Raw genomic sequence first — 5,040 nt, 5'->3', positions numbered from 1 at the left:
TTGAACACCAGACCCGCCTGAAAGCCAGAAAAGCAGGCAAGACCTGATTCAGCTAAATTTGAATCAGGCACTTTGACCTGCAGGATACCTGCCAGATGACCACCGCAACTCCTGATCAACGTATTCAGTCGCTGCGCCAGCAGCTCAACGAACACAACTACCGTTATTACGTGCTGGATGACCCCAGTGTGCCGGATGCTGAATACGACCGGCTGTTTCGGGAGTTGCAACAACTGGAAACTGAACACCCGGAGCTGATTACTGCTGACTCACCCACCCAAAGAGTGGGAGCTGAGCCGTTAAAAAACTTCCCTGCCATTACCCATCAAGTGCCAATGTTATCCCTCGGTAATGTATTTGATGATGACAGCTTGCAGGCTTTTGTCAGCCGTGTGATGCGTGAACTGGAGGATCTGGGACGGGCAGTGGATCAAGCGGAATTCTGCTGTGAACCCAAACTGGATGGTCTGGCCATCAGCCTGATTTATCAGAAGGGTCAGCTAGTGCAGGGTGTTACGCGGGGTGATGGACAAACGGGTGAAGGTATCACTGAAAACCTGAAAACCCTGCGCTCCATTCCTCTGAGCCTGCGCAGTGAAACACCCAACCAACCCTTGCCGGAGCTGCTGGAAGTTCGAGGTGAAGTTTACATGCCGCGTGCCGCTTTTGAAGCCATGAATGAACGGGCACGTCTGGCCGGTGAAAAAACCTTTGCCAACCCACGCAACGCCGCTGCGGGTAGTCTGCGTCAACTCGACCCGCGTATCACCGCCACCCGCCCGCTGGAATTCACTGCTTATCAGGTAGCACAGATCAGTGAAGGTTTTGCCACCACCACCCACTGGCAAGCTATGCAGCAGTTAAAAGGCTGGGGTTTTAAAACCAGTCATCTGCTGCGTTGTGTAGAGGGTTATGCCGGATTAAAGCGTTTCTGTGATGACCTGGCGGCTCAGCGTGATCAGTTAGCCTTTGATATTGATGGTGCGGTATTAAAACTCAACGATCTACGCCTGCAGGCTGAACTGGGTTTTCGTGCCCGTGAGCCGCGCTGGGCCACCGCTTTTAAATACCCGGCACAAGAACAAATCACCCGGCTGCTGGATGTGGAGTTTCAGGTGGGGCGTACCGGTGCTGTCACCCCGGTGGCACGGCTAGAACCGGTGCAGGTGGCTGGTGTGACGGTCTCCAATGCCACCCTGCACAATATGGATGAAGTGGCACGGCTGGGTGTGCACATCGGTGACAGCGTGATTGTGCGCCGTGCCGGAGATGTGATCCCGCAGGTTGTAAGGGTGATGCTTGAACAGCGTCCTGCTGATGCCCGTGAGGTGCTGGTACCGGATGCCTGTCCGGTGTGTGGTTCTCATGTGGAGCGGGCAGAAGGTGAGGCCGTTTATCGTTGCACTGGTGGCCTGTATTGTGCTGCTCAGCGCAAGGAAGCCCTGAAACATTTTGCCAGTCGCAAGGCTATGGATATTGAAGGGCTGGGTGACAAACTGATTGAACAACTGGTGGATGCCGAACTGGTAAAAAGCCCGGCTGATCTTTATCGCCTGGAGCTGGAACCACTGGCCGCGCTGGAGCGCATGGCAGAAAAATCGGCAACCAATTTGCTCGAAGCCCTGCAGACAAGTAAAAAAACAACCCTGGCACGTTTTATTTATGCGCTGGGCATCCGTGAAGTGGGTGAAGCCACTGCCGCCAATCTGGCCCGGTATTTTGGCACCCTGGATGCCTTGATGCAGGCCGACCAGACCACCTTGCTGGATGTGGATGACATTGGCCCAATCGTGGCGCAGCACACCCATACCTTTTTTAATGAACCTCATAATCTTGAGACCATCAGGGACTTGCTGGATCAGGGGATTCAGTGGCCGGAAACCGAACGTCGCCGTGATGATCTGCCATTAACCGGACAGACCTGGGTGCTGACCGGCAGTCTGGACAGCCTGACCCGGGATCAGGCCAAAGAGCGGCTGGAGGCACTGGGAGCCAAGGTCTCCGGCAGTGTCTCAAAAAAGACCAGCTGTGTGGTGGCGGGTGCCGCCGCTGGCTCCAAACTGACTAAAGCTGAGTCTCTGGGAGTGCCAGTGCTGGATGAGGCCGGTTTGTTGCAGCGCTTGTCTGAACTGGAATAGCTACTGCAACTTGTTACACTGTTCATCTCATATTATGACACCACCAGTGAAGAGGGTATCCAGAACTGGACAACTCAACTGAAACAGCAGTTGCAGCGTGGTGAACTGGTGATTCTGCACGATATCGAAACAGAAACCACTGAGGTGATGACCTTGCAACAAGCCAAAAGCTTTTTGCAGGCTCTGGATTAAAGCAGATGTGAAAAGAAGAAGAGGAAAGTGTGAAATTCACTGAGTTTGCAGACAAGTTTTCTGGCCAGGCCGGTATCAATAGCTTGATGGATGATCTGGGCAAGGCCTTGTCCGGTGATCAGCCGATGATCATGATGGGTGGTGGCAACCCCGGACATCTGGAGGTGGTACAGGCCAGATTACGGGAAGAACTGGCTGCTATTGCTGCTGATCCACTGGCCTTTCAGCGACTGGTGGGTGTTTATGATGCACCACAAGGTGAAGCTCGTTTTATCACGGCATTAAAAGATCTGCTGAATGCCACCTATGGCTGGGGACTGACGGAAGCCAATATTGCACTGACCAATGGCAGTCAGGCGGCATTTTTTATTCTTTTTAATTTGTTTGCTGGTCAGTTGTCGGATGGCAGTCGTCGCCAGATTCTCTTGCCACTGGCACCGGAGTATCTGGGTTATGCTGATGCAGGGTTGGATGCGGATACCTTCCGCAGTGTTAAACCGGTAATCGAAGAGCTGGATAACCACACTTTTAAATATCGGGTGGATTTTGAACAGCTGCAACTGGATGAACAGGTGGGTGCCATCTGTGTTTCACGTCCGACCAATCCCACCGGCAATGTACTTACGGATGAGGAAGTCCAGCGATTACACGCACTGGCCTGCCAGTGGGATATTCCGCTGATTCTGGATGGTGCTTACGGTAGCCCTTTCCCTGAGCTGATCTACACGGAAGTGACTCCTTTCTGGGATGAACAAGTGGTGCTCTGTCTCAGTCTGTCCAAACTGGGGCTGCCTGCTGCTCGAACCGGCATAGTGATTGCCCGCCCAGAAATCATACGGGCGCTCAGTGGTGCCAATGCCATTCTGAATCTGGCAACCGGCAGTTTTGGTCCACAACTGATGGAACCGCTGGTACGCAGTGGTGAAATCCTCAGTCTCAGTCGTGAGCAGGTACGTCCCTGGTATGAAGCCAAGATGCACAAGGCAGTGGCGGTGTTAAAACAGGAATTGGCAGAAGACTGCCCATGGAAGCTGCATCAACCGGAAGGGGCAATGTTTTTATGGTTGTGGTTTCCGGGGCTGCCGATTACCAGCCATGAATTGTATTTACGGTTAAAAGCACGGGGTGTGCTGGTGGTATCCGGGCATTATTTCTTTCCGGGGATGCCGGATGATGGTCATTGGTGTCATCGCCATGAATGTCTGCGGGTGACCTACTCACAAGATGATCAGCTGGTGGCGCAAGGGTTAAAGATTCTGGCCGAAGAAGTGAAGCGGGCTTTTGATGAAACCTAAACTGTTATTGGGGTCTGCCCTGCTGGTGAGTTTTATGCTGGGCTGGTGGTTCAGCCCAGCACCTGGTTTGCCAGAAACCGCCATGCAGGTGGAGTTTGAAAACACCACTGACCAGATGATCACCAGCCTGAAACTGGATTTTGGTCATGCCAGAGGTCAGTCCAGTCTGTTGGCATTGCGTCTGGCACCGGGTGAAAAGCGCACCCTGCTGCTGAATCACACCCCCGGAGCCGGTTTTAACGTGATTGTCGACTATGCTGACGGAGTGCAACAGGATTTCTGCGCCAATCGTGGAGAGCAGGGGCAACATCAGAAGGTTATACTCAAACGTTGAACAACTGGTTGAGGCCGAGGTCAATAGCCGATGAAACTGCTTTCTTGCAATCTGATCTGGAATCAGGCTCCGCACAATGCCTTTACCGATCTGATTCGCTTTAATGAACACTGGTATTGTGCTTTCCGTGAAGGTGAAAATCATATCAGTGATGATGGGTGTCTGCGGATACTCGCATCACCTGATGGACTGTATTGGCACTCGGTGGCGTTGCTGAGTCATCCCGATGGTGACCTGCGTGATGCCGACTTTTCCGTGACGGCTGATGGCCAATTGCTACTGTTGGGGGCTGTACGGTTATTGGAGCCTGTTGATGGTTTCCGTCACCAATCACTGAGCTGGTTGTCACGGGATGGGCTGAATTGGAGCGAACCCTGCTGCTGTCCACAAACCGGGCTGGGTACTTGGCGATGGAGTGCCAGCTGGCATGGTGGGCAGGGGTACAGTGTGGCTTATTCCGGCCGTGACCGGGAAGGTACTCTGTATAGCACCCGTGATGGTCGTTGTTGGCAACCGGTGCGTAAGCAGCTGTTTCCAGAACCGGATACCTATGCCAATGAGGCTTCACTGGCATTTGATGATGATGCCACTGCCTGGTGCCTGCTGCGCCGGGATGGTGGAGATGCTAAAGGTTGGTTAGGGCATGCGGTACCGCCTTATCTGGATTGGCAGTGGCAAGTACTCAGCTGTCATGTTGGTGGTCCAAAATTGTTACGACTGAGTGATGGTCGGTTGATGGCTGCAGTGCGTCTGATCAATTTTGGAGAAAAAACAGCCACCACAGCCTTGTGTCAGATTGATCAGACCAGTGGTGAGGTTCATGTTGAATTGACCTTACCATCCGGTGGTGACACCAGTTATGCCGGGTTGGTTGAGTACGATGGTGAGCTCTGGATTAGTTATTATTCATCCCATGAAGAACAAACAGCCATATATCTGGCTCGTGTAGCCCTATAGGAGGAGATTAAAATGCTGACCAATCTTTACTGGATTATTGCTGCAGCACTGATTTTTGGGGTGTTTTATCTGCTCGCAGTGCGTTTGAACAAAGTGAAGCCCGCTTTGATTGTGGCTTTGGTGA

5 protein-coding genes are annotated in these 5,040 nt (G+C 52.7%); all 5 read left to right on the top strand.

Translation table 11 applies throughout. The features are described from left to right. Positions 1-95: 95 nt before the first annotated feature. The 5 genes from ligA to IBX50_RS17135 are packed head-to-tail and all read left to right on the top strand — an operon-like array spanning position 96 to position 4,916. Entirely contained in the window at positions 96-2,138 is a 2,043-nt protein-coding gene (gene ligA, locus IBX50_RS17155) for an NAD-dependent DNA ligase LigA (RefSeq protein WP_292257520.1), read from the top strand. Between the two features lie 3 nt (positions 2,139-2,141). Continuing rightward, positions 2,142-2,330 (top strand): YheU family protein, encoded by a 189-nt coding sequence (locus tag IBX50_RS17150; protein ID WP_292257521.1) that lies wholly within the window; start codon positions 2,142-2,144, stop codon positions 2,328-2,330. Positions 2,331-2,359: 29 nt separating this feature from the next. Then, on the top strand, positions 2,360-3,625 hold the full coding sequence (locus IBX50_RS17145; protein ID WP_292257519.1) for a valine--pyruvate transaminase: 1,266 nt from the start codon (positions 2,360-2,362) through the stop codon (positions 3,623-3,625). Next, positions 3,615-3,959: a hypothetical protein gene (locus IBX50_RS17140; RefSeq protein ID WP_292257518.1), complete on the top strand. Its 345-nt coding sequence runs from the start codon at positions 3,615-3,617 to the stop codon at positions 3,957-3,959. The genes IBX50_RS17145 and IBX50_RS17140 overlap by 11 nt, the downstream gene beginning before the upstream one ends. Positions 3,960-3,989: 30 nt before the next feature. Continuing rightward, on the top strand, positions 3,990-4,916 hold the full coding sequence (locus tag IBX50_RS17135) for a hypothetical protein (protein ID WP_292257517.1): 927 nt from the start codon (positions 3,990-3,992) through the stop codon (positions 4,914-4,916). Positions 4,917-5,040 lie beyond the last annotated feature (124 nt).

The organism is Marinospirillum sp. (assembly GCF_014859565.1).
This window is presented reverse-complemented; position numbering and strand designations above follow the sequence as displayed.

Excerpts from the sequence above, each read along its gene's own strand:
- IBX50_RS17140 (WP_292257518.1), top strand. The coding sequence starts at position 3,615 with ATGAAACCTAAACTGTTATTGGGGTCTGCCCTGCTGGTGAGTTTTATG.
- IBX50_RS17135 (WP_292257517.1), top strand. The coding sequence starts at position 3,990 with ATGAAACTGCTTTCTTGCAATCTGATCTGGAATCAGGCTCCGCACAAT.
- ligA (WP_292257520.1), top strand. The coding sequence starts at position 96 with ATGACCACCGCAACTCCTGATCAACGTATTCAGTCGCTGCGCCAGCAG.